The following is a 14,178-nucleotide window of genomic DNA, read 5'->3' on the forward strand; positions in this document are numbered from 1 at the left end:
GGAACAGTAGTGAGGCCACGGCCTGGGACAGGCCGAAGGGTTCATCGGTCAGGCGAAAGCCCAGCACGTTGTACACGGCCATGAAGGCACCCATGAGCAGGAGGGCCTGGGCGTAGAGGGCGGGCAGGCCACGAGTGGTCGAGGCGGCGCGTAGGCGTGGACCCAGACCGATCGTTTCGGCGGTGTCGGTGCGGTGGAGGGGGCCGGTCCGCCTCTGTCGCGGTAGGACCAGCACGAACACGATCAGGGTGGCCAGTCCCAGGATGGTGTTGGCGGCCACTCCCCACTGCCAACCGCCGTGTTCGGCGGCGAATCCGGCCAGGAGTCGTCCGCCCATGCCACCGAGGGGGTTACCGGCGATGTACAGGCCGGTGGCCTTGGGGGCGTCGGCGGGGTGGATCTCCTCGGCCAGGTAGGCGACGGCGGCGGCCGAGACTCCGCCCAAAGCGGCGCCTTGGAGGGTACGCAGCAAGAGCAGGATCCAAAGTTCGCCGGCGAAGGGCGCCGCGGCCCCCAGCAGGATGGACAGTGCCAGGGAGAGGGCGATCACGCGGGCCCGACCGATGCGATCGGCGACACCGCTCCAGATCAGGGTGAAGCCGGCCAGGCCTCCGGTGGCCAGGGAGACGGTGAGGGCCGCCTGGCCGGCGGTGGTGTCGAAGCCGGCGGCGATGGCGGGCAGGATCGGTTGGACCGACCACAGTTGGGCGAAGGTGGCCACGGCGGCGGCCACCAGGGCGATGACCGTGCGTCGATAGGCCCAGGTGCCGGCCCTGGGTTTGAGATCGGTGGTGGACGTGCTGGTCACGGTCATGGTTCAACGCTAGGAAGCGTCGTTTCATACGTCCAATGCATGATTTCGGGTTCATGCATACTGTTTCGCATGGATGAACCCGACGTGGAGGCGTTGACCCGAGTGTTGGCTCCGCGACTGGAGATGTTCTCGGCCATCGCCCGGACCGAGCACGTCACCGGCGCGGCCGAGGCGTTGAACATACCCCAGCCCACGTTGAGCAGGGCGTTGTCGCGTTTGCAGGACGAGTTGGGGATGGCGTTGGTGGAGCGCACCGGGCGGGGAATCCGGTTGACCCGTGCCGGGCGCTCGTTGCTGCCACACGTGGAACGGGCGTTGGATGATCTGCGTCAGGGGGTGGCCGAACTCACCGGTGTCGAGGAGGGCCGGGTGGCGCTCACGTTCTTGCCCACGCTCGGGGTGGAGGTGGTGCCGGTGCTCCTGCGGGGGTTTCGCGCCGAGCATCCGGGGGTGCGGTTCACCCTCACCCAGGAACCGTGGGCCGACTCGCTTCATCGTCTGTCGGCCGGGGGCGCGGATCTGGCGTTGACCTCTCCCCTACCGTCGGGACAGGGGTTGGTCTCGCGGGTGTTGCACACCCAGTACCTGCGTCTGGTGGTACCCGAACATCATCCGGCGGCGAATGCGGGCGTGGTGTCGTTGGCGTCGGTGCGCGATGAGTTCATCCTGCTCAAGCCCGGACGGGGGGTGCGACATCTGACCGACCGGTTGGAGGACCTGGCCGGTTTCACGCCCAGGGTGGCCTTCGAGGCCGACGACATCGCCACGGCGCGGGGGTTGGTGGCGGCGGGTCTGGGGGTGTCGGTGTTGCCGGCACGCCCCAAGGGTCCACTCGGTGGCACGGCGGAGTTGTCCTTGGGCGAGGGGGAGGCCGAGCGTCCGGTGGGGATCGTGTGGCCCGGTGAGGGGTCCGGAGGTGGTTACGAACCGCCGGCGGTCGGGCTGTTCCGTGAGTACGTGTGCCGGGTGGGGCCGAAGGTCATCCCGGGTCTGACCGGGTGAGGGCGGAGGGAAGCGGGTGAGCGACGCGACACCATGAAAACATGGAGAATTCTTCAATTGAAGATATGGTGAGTACATCCCCGATCCGTCGACCCTTGAGGCGTGCTGTGCATCGACCCCTGTACCAGGCCAAGGCGGAATTCTTCCGCATGCTCGGCCACCCCATCCGCATCCGCGTCCTGGAACTGCTCCAGGATGGCCCCAAGGCCGTCCGCGAACTCTTGACCGACGTGGACGTGGAGCCCTCCAGCCTGTCCCAACAACTGTCGGTCCTGCGGCGTTCGGGCATCGTCACCTCTCGACGCGAGGGTTCCACCGTGGTCTACGAATTGGCCGGCACCGACGTCGCCGACCTCTTGATCGCCGCCCGCCGCATCCTCACCGAGCTCAGTACCGGACGCGAGGAACTGTTGTCGGAACTGCGTGGCGGTTGACATGGCACGGACGACTTCCCCTTCCCACCTCGGCCGGAGGCTGTGGACGAGTGTGCGCACGCTCCTGCCCCAACGTTCCGACTTCACCGCCATGCGCCGCTCCCCCGGACGGGACCTGCTCGCCGGTGTGACGGTCGCGATCGTCGCGCTGCCCCTGGCTTTGGGTTTTGGCATCTCCTCCGGGCTGGGTGCCCAGGCCGGACTGGTCACCGCGATCGTCGCCGGGTTCCTGGCCGCCGTGTTCGGGGGTTCCAACCTCCAGGTCTCGGGGCCCACCGGTGCCATGACCGTGGTGCTGGTGCCCATCGTGGCCGTGCACGGGCCCACCGGTGTGCTCATGGTCGGGATGATGGCGGGGCTGATCCTGTTGGCCCTGGCCTGGGCCCGAGGCGGACGGTACATGCGCTACGTTCCCGCTCCGGTGATCGAGGGTTTCACCCTGGGGATCGCCGTCGTCATCGCCCTACAGCAGGCCCCGTTCGTGCTGGGTCTGCCCCAACCCGAGGGACACGACGTTCTGGCGGGCGCGGCCTTTTTGGTCATGGACTTCGTGGCGGATCCGAACTGGACGCCGCTGCTGGTCGCGTTGGGGGTGGCCGCGGTGATGTTGCTGGGGACGCGGTGGCGGCCCACCTTGCCGTTCTCTCTGTTGGCGGTGGCCGCAGCGACCCTGTTGGTGCACTTCACACCGTTGTCCACGCCTACGATCGGCGCCCTACCGGCCGGCCTGCCCGCGCCCTCCCTGTCGTTCCTGGACCTGTCCGCGATGGGCCCGTTGATGGGCGCGGCCGTGGCGGTGGCGGCTCTGGCGGCCCTGGAGTCGCTGCTGTCGGCGACGGTGGCCGACGGGATGCGCGTGGACGAACGTCACGATCCCGACCGTGAACTCTTCGGTCAGGGTGTGGCCAACCTGGCCGCGCCGATCTTCGGTGGGGTGCCCGCCACCGCGGCGATCGCGCGAACGGCCGTGAACGTGCGCTCGGGCGCCAACAGCCGTCTGGCCGCGGCCATGCACGCGCTGGTGTTGGCCGTGGTGGTCCTGCTCGCCGCCCCGTTGGTGGAGCTGGTGCCGCTGGCGGCTCTGGGCGGTGTCCTGTTGGCCACGGCCGTGCGGATGGTCGAGGTGGGTTCGGTGCGCGCGATGATGCGTTCCACCCGAGGTGACGCCGTCGTGCTGGTGATCACCGCGGTCGCCACCTTGGCCCTGGACCTGGTCACGGCGGTGCTGTTGGGCATGGCGGTCACCGCGTTCCTGGCCCTGCGCGCGGTCGCGCGCGAGGCCCGCCTGAACCGGGTGGAGCTGTCGAAGGGGTGGTCCGGTGACCACGGTGCGCAAGAGCGTGCTCTGTTGGACGAGCACATCGTGGCCTACCGGCTGGACGGGCCACTGTTCTTCGCGGCCGCGCACCGGTTCCTGCTGGAGTTGACCGAGGTGGCCGACGTGTCCGTGGTGATCCTGCGAATGTCGCGGGTCAGCGCGGTGGACGCCACCGGAGCCCTGGTGTTGGGCGATGCGGTGGAGCGTTTGGAGCGCAGGGGCATCACGGTGCTGTTGTCGGGAGTGCGCCAAGACCATACCCGGGCGTTGACGGCGCTCGGGGTGGTCGCTCGTCTACAGGAACAAGGGCTGGTGTTCGACACCACCCCCGAGGCGATCGCCCACGCCCACGCCCTGTTGCGTGAACGCGGAACCCTGGACGACGTGGGGACTTCTTCGATCTGAGCCTGGGGTCGCGAGGGTCGAGGATTTTCGGATCACGGCTTCCGGGTGAGGTCGTGATCCGGGGTCGAGGCGCTGACCGGGACGGGCCTGGCCGCGAGAGCGCGCGGCGCCGTCACGACACCACGGTCGGGTGGCGATCGACAGGGTGGGCCTGGTCATTTCGAAGAGGCGGGGCCAGGCCCGTTCGACGGTCGAGAGCACGAGCTCCGACGTTTCCCCGCCCACGTGTGCGATCGCCGCCGGAGGGGCCGTGGATGAAGGCCCGTTGCCCATGTGCTCGATCGTAGGGTCGGCCTCGCCAGGGCCGGGCTCCGGGCAGGGCGGTTTCCAAACCCCCGCCGACGAGTGACCACCCGCTGGAGCGAGCGATTACCCGAGGATCTCACCGGCCTCCTCACAATCGAGATCCGTTCGGCAATGATTGAGCACTCAACAACCCTGGGCGTGGCGTCGACTTTCCGCTAGCGTGCCAGTGCGGTCCGTGTTCCACCTCCGCCCCCCTCCCACCCTCGAACCGGATCCCCGCTCTCCCACTTGGAGCCATGATGTCCTCCCCCCTCAGACCGCGTCCTCGGTTCGACCGCAGGACGCTACGCGCGGATCTGCGCACCTTGCTCATCGACTCCACCGCGGCCCTCATGGTGACCGCGGTGATCTTCGTGATCCTGTACCGACGCATCGACCACGGCACTTCGGCGACCCTGGAGGTCATGCCCTACCTCGCGGACGCCAGGACGTACTGGCTGTACTGGGCGTGCCAGGCCTTCGGTTGGTCGGCGATGCTGTGGGCGTGGATCACCGTCATGCTCGGGCTGTCGCGCTCGACCCGACCGGTTTCCCGGTCACCGCTCTCTCACGCCCGCATGGAACACTGGCACCGGGTCGCCAGCATCACCACCATCGGGCTGATGTTCGCCCACGCCCTGGCGTTCTTCCTGGAGTTGCTCCGACAGAACGAGGACGGCCTGTCCTGGGGAAGGCTGGTGTGGTCGGCCTTCGTCGACGTCTTCGTCCCCGGCGGGTACGCCACCGGCACTGGTCAGGTCGCGATCCTCCTCGGTCTGATCGCCCTCTACCTCGCAATCCCCTTGAGCCTGTCGTTCTACCTTCGGGCGTGGACGGGATCGCGTCTGTGGCGGGTGTTGCACCGGTTCGTGATCCTGGTCTACGTGTTGAGTGTGTGGCACACCCTGTTGTACGGCACCAACGTGTGGTTCGACGGTTGGTTCCGCACCATCGTGTGGGGTCTCCAACTTCCGGTGGCCCTGTTGTTCCTGGCCCGCTTGCTGGCACCGCTGCGGCGTGAGGAGAGGCTCACTCGCGCCGACCTGGGCGGTGGTGTCGGCCCTCTGTCGAGGCTGGGCGGGCGGTTGTCGGTGGCTGCGGGAGTGGTCGTGATCTTGCTGGTCACGGTCTCCGGCCGGGACGGTGGCAGGACTCCGGGACAGGAGAGTGGGGACATGCTCGTCACCCAGCCCATGGTCTGGGGCGGGCTCGCCGTCGTACTGACGGTGATGGGCGCGGTGGCCTTGGCCGTGAGGTCGGGTGGGGAACGGGTTTCCCGCGGTGGGCGGATCGAGCCCGAGTCGCGAGTGCGACAAGGCCCCCTGGGCCCCGCTTCCGGTCGTGATGACTCCGAACATCCGCTATAGGGTTCGTCCAGGCACGCTCCGATGTCCTTCGAGGTATCGAACCCTTGGGGGAACACCGAAACGATCAGGGGGATGCGTTGGAGGCTTTGCTCTCGTTCCTACGGGCGCGCATGGACGAAGGGTGGCGGGGCGCACTCGCCGCGGGGGCCTCCTCCGCCGAGCGAACGTGGTCGGCTCGGCTGGACGGCGTGGAGTCCGTGGACGGCGCGACCGTGGCGTCGACCCCCGGTGAAGACGCGCGGATGGATCGCGCGCGCTCGGAACACATCAGCCGCAACGACCCCGCACACGTTCTCCGGTCCCTGGAGTCCACCCGGCGCCTGCTGGAACAGTACGAACTGCTTCACGCCGATAGGGTCGACCACCCGGACCGGGAACCTCTGCTCCGCGAATACGAGGAATTCATCCTTCCCCTGCTCGCCCTCTCCTTCTCCGAGCATCCCGACCACCGTTCACGATGGTCTCCTCGGGAGGCTCCTCCTCGACGGTGAGTCCTACCTTTCCGTGTCCGGGCCGTCCCTGGTCTGTGCGCAGGTGGCGAGCCTCGGTCGGATACGAGACCGCACCTGAGGCAGACCGCCGCGCAAAGGCCTTTCGCCGTGAGGGGGGCGCCTCGGGCGGGAGCCTTCGGCGCGGCGGTCTCTTTCGGAGCCGCTTACGGCGGCAGGTGGTGAGCGAGCACCCCGAACACGGCGAGGGCGCGAGTCGCGTTTCCACCCACGTGTCACCGGATCGCTTCCGTGCACGCCTCGTCCACGGCGGCGACCCGGTGCTCTCGGTGCGAGCGGAATCCACGGACCGGAAGGGGCATCGGGGGCCGGTTCCTTCCCGAACCCATGGAGGCACCGACACCCGTGGAAGGGGCTGCGGGCTAGAAGGGGTATCGGGCGGGGTCGGCCTGCATGGTGATCCACTGGGTCTCGGTGAAGGCCTCCAGGTTGGCGCGGGTACCACCGAAGCGTGACCCGGTTCCCGAATCGCCCACACCACCGAAGGGTGCCACGGCCTCGTCGTCGACCGTCTGGTCGTTGACGTGCACGATGCCGCTGGGGATGCGATCGGCGATCTCCAGTCCTCGCATGGGGTTGGTGGTGATCACGCCCAGGGAGAGCCCGTACTCACTGCTCGTGGCCAGTTCGACGAGTTCGTCGATGCCGGAGAAACGCATCACCGGGGCCACGGGACCGAAGACCTCCTCGGCGTAGGCCGCGGTGGTGGTGCTCACCTGGTCCAGGACGGTGGGCCGGTAGTACAGGCCCTCGTAGGTGCCGCCGGCGCGTAGGCGGGCTCCGGCCTCGACACTGGAGGTGACCAGGTGGTGGATCTTGTCGCGCTGGCCGGTGTCGATGATGGGTCCCAGGGCGGCGCCGTCCTGTTCGGTGCTGCCCACGGCCAGGGCCTCGGCCTTGGCCGCGAGCTCGTCGACGTAGGCGTCGGCGATCGATTCGTGCACCAGGTGACGTCCGGTGGTCATGCAGATCTGGCCTTGATGCAGGAAGGACCCCCATGCGCCGATGGAGGCGGCGGCTTCCACGTCGGCATCGTCCAGGATCACCAGGGGTGAGTTGCCGCCCAGTTCGAGGTGGGCGCGCTTGAGGTGGCGGGCGGCCGCCTCGCCGACCTTGCGGCCGGCCGGGGTGGAGCCGGTGAAGGAGATGACGCGCACGGGCGGGGTGGCCACCAAGGCCTCACCGGCCTCCACGCCTCCGGGCAGCACCTGGAAGACGCCTTCGGGCACCCCGGCCTGGCGGAACACCTCGGCCAGGACCGCGCCACCGCACACGGCGGTGCGCGGGTCGGGCTTGAGGATGACGGAGTTGCCCACGGCCAAGGCCGGGGCGACCGAACGGATGCCCAGGATGAGGGGGACGTTGAAGGGGGCGATGACCCCGACCACGCCCACGGGCACCTGGCGCGAGAAGCTCAGTCGCGGCTTGGCGGTACGCAGGATCTCACCGTGCGGCTGGGAGGCCAGGGCGGCGGCCTCATAGCACTCCTCGGAGGCCACGTGCACCTGAAAACCGGCCATGCCGGCGGCGGCTCCGCCTTCGTGCCTGAGCCAGTGGGAGATCTCCTGGGCGTTGGCGTTGAGGATGTCTCCAGCGCGGCGCAGGATGGCTGCGCGCTCCTCGAAGGAGAGTGCGGCCCAGGCGGGCTGGACCTTGGCGGCACGCTGGGCGGCCTCGTGGACGTCGTCGGCGTCGGCGATGCCGATACGCCCCAGGACGGTGCCCGAGGAGGGCGAGACGACCTCAGTGTCGCCTCCCTTGGCGGGGGTCCAGGCGCCGGTGAAGAGGGCGGAGGTGAACTTGTCGGCGTCGAGCAGGCTCACGGTGGGCTCCTTGCGGGTTCGTTGCTGATGCGGCGGGGTCAGGCGGCGGGGGTCGGGGTGCCCTTCTTGGCCTGTTGGATCTGGGCGTAGACGTGGGCGCGCAGGTGGGTGAAGCGTTCGTCCTGTCGGGTGGTCAACTGGTCGCGTTCGACCGGCAGGTCCACGATGACGTCGTCTTGGACGACTGTAGGTGAGTTGGACAACACCAGGACACGTTCGCCCAGGTAAACGGCTTCGTCGATGTCGTGGGTGACGAACAGGACGGTCACGCCCAAGCGCTTCCAGATCTGGCGGACCAGGTCTTCGAGGTCGGCGCGGGTCTGGGCGTCCACGGCGGCGAAGGGTTCGTCCATGAGCAGCACCTGGGGCTCGTAGGCGATCGCCCGGGCGATGGCCACGCGCTGCTGCATACCGCCGGAGAGCTGCCAGGGGTAGGCGTCGGCGAAGTCGGTCAGGCCGACCGCTTCGAGGGATTCGGCGACCAGTTCGGCTCGGCGGGCCTTGGGAAGCTTCTTCTCCTTGAGGGGCAGCTCGACGTTGGCGCTCACGCTCATCCACGCGAAGAGGCTGCGCCCGTATTCCTGGAAGACCACGGCCATGCCCGGTGGAGGTGAGAGTACGGGCTGCCCGGCCAGTTCCACGGTGCCGTTGGTGGGCGGCATGAGGCCTGCGATGCACTTGAGCAGAGTGGTCTTGCCACACCCGGAGGGACCGACGAGGCAGACCAGCTCGCCTTGGGCGAGCTCGAAGGTCAAGTCGCGCACGGCCTCCACCGCCGTGGCGCCCCCGTTGTAGATCTTCTGCAGGCCGGTGACCTTGAGCATGGTGGGGCGTTCTCCCAGGTGGTGCGGGACGGATTCATGGGTGGTGGTCACGGGTCACTCTCCCCGGTGTGCGGCGCGCAGGCCGCGGTACCAACCCAGGACGCGACCTTCGACGAATTCGAACAGGGACGACAGCACGAAGCCGAGAACGCCGAGCAGGACCATGCCCGCCCACATCTCGGGGATGGCGAAGGTGCGCTGGAACTGGACGATGGCGAAACCCAGACCACTGGAGCTGGCGAACATCTCGCTGATGACCATGAGGATGATGGCCAGGGCCAAGGCCAGGCGCAGTCCAGCCATGATCTGGGGACTGGCCGAGCGCAGGATGAGTACACGCAGGCGGGTGGTCCCGGTGATGCCGTAGCAGCGGGCGGTGTCGGACAGGACCGGGTCGACGGCGCGCACGCCCTCGACGGTGTTGAGCAGGATGGGCCACACGCACCCGAAGACGATGACGGTGATCTTCATGGTGTCGTCGATACCGGCGAGCATGATCATCAACGGCACCAGGACGGGTGGCGGAATGGCGCGCAAAAACTCCAGGACGGGTTCGATCGTGGCGCGCACGCGGGAGTCCAGGCCCAAGAGCACACCCAGACCCACACCGATCAGGGCGGCCAGGGCGAAGCCGGTGAGCAGGCGGCCCAGGCTGGGCAGGACGTCGACGAAGAAACGGTCGGAGAACCACAGTTCCGCGAAGGCCGACCCGATGGCGGACGGGGTCGGTGTGTAGAAACCGGCACCGGGTTGGGCGGTGAAGGCCCAGTACAGACCGATGAGCACGGTGGGCAGCAGCAGGATGTGCGCGGTGCGCAGGGCCACGCCGGCCGGTCCGCCGGCACCGGGGCGGCGCCGCGTGGTGCGGGCCACGGGGCTCTCCTGTTCGGTCGGGTCCGCCGTGGGCGGGTTCTGGGGGTCGTGCGGTGTGGATCGTGTATCGCCGAGGGCGGTCCGGCTCATGTGGTGACCTCCCCGCGAACGGAGGTGTGCCAGCGCAGGACGCGACGCTCCAGGGCCCGCACACCGATGTTGATGATCACGCCGAGGATTCCGGTGGCCACGATCCAGGCGTAGACGAGGGCGATGGCGTTGCCCTGTTGGGCGGTGGTGATCTGTTGTCCGATCCCGGGTGAGCCGATGATGAGCTGGGCGGTGATGGACAGGATGAGGCCGACGGCGGCGGCCAGGCGCAAGCCGGTCATCAGGTAGGGCAGCGTGGTGGGCCACACCACGTAACGGATGCGGGACAGGCGGCCCAACCCGTAGGAGCGGGCGGTCTGTTCGGCGACCGGGTCGACGTCGGCCACCCCGTACAGGACCTGGATGTAGATGAGCCAAAAACAGGCGTAGATCACCAGGAGCAGGGTGGAGCGGATGTCGGTTCCGTACACGAGCACGGCCAGCGGGATCAGGGCCACGGACGGGATGGGGCGCAAGAAATCCACCGTGGAGGTGGTGAAGGCCCGCACGCGAGGCGCCGCCCCCAGCGCGAAGCCCAGGACGACGGCGGCGACGAAGGCGATGGCCAGACCCAGGGCCCATCCGTACAGGGTGTGTCCGACCGCCTCCCAGAACGGGCCGGTCAGGGCGCGTTCGGCGAGGGTGAGCAGGACTTCGGAGACGGGTGGGAAGTAGCGTTCGGGCAGCACCCCGGCGCGGGGCATGGCCTCCCACAGCAGGAGCAGGGTCGTGACGCCCAGGATGCCGAGGAGGGGTCGGTTGGGTGCGCTGCGCGCCCGGGCGCCCGGGCGACGGACGCCGCCCGGGGCCGGGGCCTGTGTGGTGACGGTGCTCATCGGATGAGGGTGTCCAGGTCGGGGTCGGCGTCGATGAGGCCGTCGGTGACCATCAGGTCGGCGAGGGTGGCCACGGCGTCGGTGTCGATGGTGCTGGGGAAGCGCGGCCAGCGCAGGTCGTCGATGATCTCTTCGTTGATCTCGGTGTAGGTGGTGAGGATCTGCTCGGTCTCCTCGGGGTTCTCCTCGGCGTAGGCCAGTGAGGCGTTCATGGCCTCGGTGAAGGCGTCGACGGTCTCGGGGTCCTCTTGGATGAGTTCCTCGCCGGTGAAGTAGGCGGCGATGGACAGGTCCTGGTGCAGGTCGACGAAGTTACCGGCGATCTCGGTGGCGCCCTGTTCGAGGGCGATGGTCAAGAAGGGCTCGACGACCCAGGCGGCGTCGACCTGGCCGTTGCCCAGGGCGCTGGGCATGTCGGGGAAGGCCAGTTCGATGAACTCCAGGTCGGCGGGGTCGCCCCCGTCCACGCGTACCGAGTTGCGCACGGAGGTGTCACCGATGTTGTTGAGGTTGTCGATGGCCACGGTGGCGCCTTCGAGGTCGGCTGCGCCGGTGACGTCGCTGTCCGGGGGCACGACCAGGGCACTGTAGTCGGTGTCGGCGTCGCCGGTGGTGGTCATGCCGTTGGCGACCACGGTCAGGGGAAGGCCTTGTTCGCGGGCGATAATGATGGAGGCGAGGTTGCCGAAGGCGAAGTCGAGTTCGCCGCTGACCACTCGGGGCACCGTGGTGGCGCCACCACCGCCGGTCTCGATGGTCACGTCCAGTCCCTGTTCCTCGAAGAGTCCCTGTTCCACGCCGAGGTAGAGCGGGGCGACCGCGGTGATCGGGAGGACGCCCACCGTGACGGGGGTCAGGCCGCTCTCGTCGGTGGCTTCTTCGCCGGTGCCGCAGGCCGTGGCGGTCAGGGCGAGTATGGCGCCGATGGCGAGCGCTCTGGTCTTGATGGCGGTCATCTGTTCTCTCCTGGGACGGGCCGGCAGGGGATGGGCCTGCTTCGGGGTGGCGGGGGTGGATCAGGGTGATGGTCGGTGGGCGGGGATCGGTACAGGAGTGTGTCCAGCGGTGCCGCGATGGCGGTGGCGAGAGCCGAAGGGCACTGTGTGGAGACTCCGACGGACCAAGGATGGAAGGCGCACTCATTATGTACGCCCTGCGAACATGTGTTCAGTAAGTGAACATAGGTGATCCCGATCACCGGGTCAAGGCGCAGGTGAGGAACATTTCGAACACGCGAACAGCCGAAGACCGAATGACCATGACCGGACGGCGTTCTCGCAAGGACGCGAGGAAGATCCATCGCCCCGGCCCGTCGATCAGGGGACGCCGTTCAGGGAGCGCCGAGGAAGGGATGCGGAGTCTCGTTCGGAGCGCAAGGAGGGTCAAGGGCCACCAGGCCCGAAGCGACGCATCCACCAGGGGTGGGAAAGAGGTCCGGCAACGGTCGACGAGCACCACGCTCGGACACCGAACGGTCGAAGGCGGGGCCCGTGGTCCGGATCAGGACGGAACCCGGACCACGGAGCAGAACTCCGCACGAGGCCCCATGTTCGACCAGACCTTGTCGAAATGTCAACATTTGAACATCACGAATGGCACCAAAATCCACCGTGGACGGTACCAAGATCCACGTGGTTCTCCCTTTCCTCCGTGTGCGCCCTACACTTTTGCGACGTGGCACGAGACGACGGCAGTAACAACGGGGTCCGGCGGGTCCGCAGACGGGGCCTGGCCCACGAGGTGGCCGACCACATCCGGGAATCCATCCTCACCGGGCGAGTCGCTCCGGGCGAGCCCCTGCGCGAGGTCGACCTGGCCTCCTCCCTGGACGTGAGCCGTGGATCGGTACGCGAGGGACTGGCCATGCTCGAACGTGAGGGCCTCGTGCGCAGTGAGTGGCATCGTGGCGCTCGGGTGATCGACTTGGGCCCCCAGGACGTCAACGAGGTCTACATGGTGCGCGCCGCACTGGAACGTCTGGCCACCGTCAGCGCCGCGGCCAACATGACCCCCACCCGCCTGGCCGACCTGGACTCCCTGGTCCAGGCCATGGGCCGTGCCCTGGAAGACGACGCCGACGGCCTGACCCTGCTCGCCTTGGACCTGGCCTTCCACGACCGTGTCTACGAGGCGGCCGACAACAGTCGCCTGACCGACTCCTGGCACGGGGTGCGCTCCCAGGTCCGCCTGATCCAACTCGTACGGATCGAACGCGACCAGGCCCACTATCGTGACCTTCTGGTCGCCGAACACCACGATCTGGTCCGCCTCATCAGCCGCGGCCCCAGCGAGGAACTGGCCCGGGCCGCCGAGGAACACGTCGACGCGGCCCGGCGCGTTCTAGCCCCTCTCGTGGACCATGGACGCTCTGACGCTCCCCGCTGAGCCGCGCCCCTGAGCCCATCTTCTTCGGTACGACCCCACCGGCCCACCTCCGGGGTCGCCGACGAACCCGTCCAGCCTCCGAAACGGGTCGGGGCCCGGTCTCCTCCTGCGAGACCGGGCCCCGACCCTCCACAGGAGGGCCTTGGGTGGACGGGTCAGTTGAAGACCACGTCGGAGCAGTTGTAGAACGCCTCGGGGCTGTCCGAGCGCTCCCAGACCACGTAGATGACGTGCTGGCCCGAACGCTGGGGCAGGTCCACGTCCCAGTAGTACTCGGCGCCCTCCACACCGCCCTCGCGCAGCGGCGGGTCGGTGACCTCGTCGATGAGCTCCAGATCCGACCAGTTCACCGGAGAATCGGGCGACCAGCCGGAGTTGGTGACGTAGGTGTAGAAGGTGCCCGGGTGGGGCGCCCAGGCGTTGTGGTGGAACTCCACGGTCTGTCCCGAGGGCATCGACGTGGTGGGCCAGTCCGAACGCACCGCGTTGAAGGCGGCGAAGTCGTCGGTGGGGCCGCACAGTTCACCGTCGGCCACGAACTCCTGGTGGCGACCGTCGGAGTCGCTGATCAGGTTGCCGAACCAGTTGTAGAAGGCGTAGTTGCCGCCCTCTGCCAGGGCATCGGCGCAGGCGGGATTGGTGGGCACGACGTTGCCGCCCTGACCGCCCTGGATGCCGTCGACGTAACAGGCGTAGGTGCGGCTGGCGGGATAGGTGAAGGCACCGTGGGCCTCGGCCGACTCCGCGCTCAGGGTCAGGGCCAGACCGCCTATGAGGGCGGCCGACGCGGTGAGTGCTCCGGTCCTGGCGAGGGTTCTCATGGGGCTTCCTTTCGGGGTTCGCGGGGTTCGGTGATGAACGGAGCGTGCCCTGGCCTCGGCGGCGGTGCCGTCGAGGGCGTAGCGGACACGCCCTCCCCAAGGGGTGGTGCGGTCGGTGTCACCACGGCCCACGGGAGTCCGGCTTCAGTACGGGCCCCACGGGTCCCATCGCTCGGGGCGATGAGCGGCCAAGCGGTGTGCGTCGGCAGGAGCGGAACCGGGGCGGAACCTGCCGGGAACACCGGTGAGGGGGGTCGGTGCACTACGCCTCTCCGTTTGCCTCTGTGACTACCATTCCTGAAAACCCTGTCCATGGGAGCGTTCCCATGGGGGTTGTGGTGCAACTTAACAAGCACCGAACCCGACCACAAGGGGGGTCTACGCGAATTCTT

13 protein-coding genes are annotated in these 14,178 nt (G+C 68.3%); 6 read left to right on the plus strand and 7 right to left on the minus strand.

The annotated features are described in order from the left end of the window. A partial coding sequence (locus D472_RS0102065; RefSeq protein ID WP_017602842.1) for an MFS transporter occupies positions 1–814 on the minus strand: 814 nt, incomplete at its 3' end. 69 nt (positions 815–883) lie between these two features. Here D472_RS0102065 and D472_RS0102070 point away from each other — a divergent pair. The 5 genes from D472_RS0102070 to D472_RS0102095 all read left to right on the plus strand — a co-directional run bounded on the left by D472_RS0102070 (position 884) and on the right by D472_RS0102095 (position 6,116). Continuing rightward, positions 884–1,816 carry a LysR family transcriptional regulator gene (locus tag D472_RS0102070; protein ID WP_017602843.1) on the plus strand — a complete coding sequence of 311 codons (933 nt, stop codon included), beginning with the start codon at positions 884–886 and terminating at the stop codon, positions 1,814–1,816. A 107-nt stretch (positions 1,817–1,923) separates the two neighbouring features. After that, positions 1,924–2,250 (plus strand): ArsR/SmtB family transcription factor, encoded by a 327-nt coding sequence (locus D472_RS0102075; protein ID WP_017602844.1) that lies wholly within the window; start codon positions 1,924–1,926, stop codon positions 2,248–2,250. Position 2,251: 1 nt separating this feature from the next. Then, positions 2,252–3,973, plus strand: coding sequence for a SulP family inorganic anion transporter (locus D472_RS24620; protein WP_033302973.1), 1,722 nt, complete (start codon positions 2,252–2,254; stop codon positions 3,971–3,973). A 542-nt stretch (positions 3,974–4,515) separates the two neighbouring features. After that, a complete protein-coding gene (locus D472_RS24625) occupies positions 4,516–5,625 on the plus strand; it encodes a ferric reductase-like transmembrane domain-containing protein (RefSeq protein ID WP_017602847.1) in 1,110 nt (369 codons plus the stop codon). Positions 5,626–5,669: 44 nt separating this feature from the next. Next, entirely contained in the window at positions 5,670–6,116 is a 447-nt protein-coding gene (locus D472_RS0102095) for a DUF6221 family protein (RefSeq protein WP_017602848.1), read from the plus strand. A 380-nt stretch (positions 6,117–6,496) separates the two neighbouring features. Here D472_RS0102095 and D472_RS0102105 read toward each other — a convergent pair whose 3' ends face one another. Genes D472_RS0102105 through D472_RS0102125 form a run of 5 tightly spaced genes read right to left on the minus strand, consistent with a single transcriptional unit; the run spans position 6,497 to position 11,536 of the window. After that, positions 6,497–7,957 carry an aldehyde dehydrogenase family protein gene (locus D472_RS0102105; protein ID WP_017602849.1) on the minus strand — a complete coding sequence of 487 codons (1,461 nt, stop codon included), beginning with the start codon at positions 7,955–7,957 and terminating at the stop codon, positions 6,497–6,499. Between the two features lie 38 nt (positions 7,958–7,995). Then, a complete protein-coding gene (locus tag D472_RS0102110) occupies positions 7,996–8,781 on the minus strand; it encodes an ABC transporter ATP-binding protein (RefSeq protein ID WP_033302983.1) in 786 nt (261 codons plus the stop codon). A gap of 54 nt (positions 8,782–8,835) precedes the next feature. Continuing rightward, positions 8,836–9,744 (minus strand): ABC transporter permease, encoded by a 909-nt coding sequence (locus tag D472_RS0102115; protein WP_017602851.1) that lies wholly within the window; start codon positions 9,742–9,744, stop codon positions 8,836–8,838. Further along, positions 9,741–10,580: an ABC transporter permease gene (locus tag D472_RS0102120; protein ID WP_017602852.1), complete on the minus strand. Its 840-nt coding sequence runs from the start codon at positions 10,578–10,580 to the stop codon at positions 9,741–9,743. Before D472_RS0102120 ends, D472_RS0102115 begins: the two co-directional genes overlap by 4 nt. Continuing rightward, on the minus strand, positions 10,577–11,536 hold the full coding sequence (locus D472_RS0102125; RefSeq protein WP_017602853.1) for an ABC transporter substrate-binding protein: 960 nt from the start codon (positions 11,534–11,536) through the stop codon (positions 10,577–10,579). The genes D472_RS0102120 and D472_RS0102125 overlap by 4 nt, the downstream gene beginning before the upstream one ends. 718 nt (positions 11,537–12,254) lie before the next feature. On the opposite strand from D472_RS0102125, the gene D472_RS0102130 reads away from it, so the two are divergent. Beyond that, on the plus strand, positions 12,255–12,965 hold the full coding sequence (locus tag D472_RS0102130) for a GntR family transcriptional regulator (RefSeq protein ID WP_026117300.1): 711 nt from the start codon (positions 12,255–12,257) through the stop codon (positions 12,963–12,965). Positions 12,966–13,120: 155 nt separating this feature from the next. Here D472_RS0102130 and D472_RS0102135 read toward each other — a convergent pair whose 3' ends face one another. Beyond that, positions 13,121–13,786 (minus strand): lytic polysaccharide monooxygenase auxiliary activity family 9 protein, encoded by a 666-nt coding sequence (locus D472_RS0102135; RefSeq protein WP_026117301.1) that lies wholly within the window; start codon positions 13,784–13,786, stop codon positions 13,121–13,123. Positions 13,787–14,178 lie beyond the last annotated feature (392 nt).

It is taken from the genome of Nocardiopsis alkaliphila YIM 80379 (assembly GCF_000341005.1).
Classification (GTDB): Bacteria; Actinomycetota; Actinomycetes; order Streptosporangiales; family Streptosporangiaceae; genus Nocardiopsis; species Nocardiopsis alkaliphila.